This is a genomic window from Comamonas sp. B-9 (assembly GCF_000410635.1).
Classification (GTDB): domain Bacteria; phylum Pseudomonadota; class Gammaproteobacteria; order Burkholderiales; family Burkholderiaceae_C; genus Comamonas.
In genome coordinates, this window is the sequence record NZ_KE148573.1 from 9,293 (window position 1) to 9,499 (window position 207).

The 207-nt window shown below is 71.0% G+C and carries 1 pseudogene; it reads left to right on the forward strand.

Features of this window, described 5'->3' with window-relative positions:
* A pseudogene (locus H928_RS27520) lies at window positions 1–207 on the forward strand (MFS transporter); the annotation flags it as partial.

Consider the following 207-nt stretch of genomic DNA (forward strand, 5'->3'; position numbering starts at 1 on the left):
CAGCAGGGCACACGCAGCGTGCTGCTGCGGGGCTGGGCCGCCGGTGTGCTGGGCATGGTTTGGATGGCAGCGGTGCTGCCGCTGGCCGGCAACTATGCCTGGCTGGTGCCCGGCTTTGTGGTGATGAGCCTGGGCCAGGGCGCCAGCTGGACCGGTATGTGGGTGCTCGTGGGCCAGGGCATTGTGCCGGCGCGCCAAGGCGTGGCA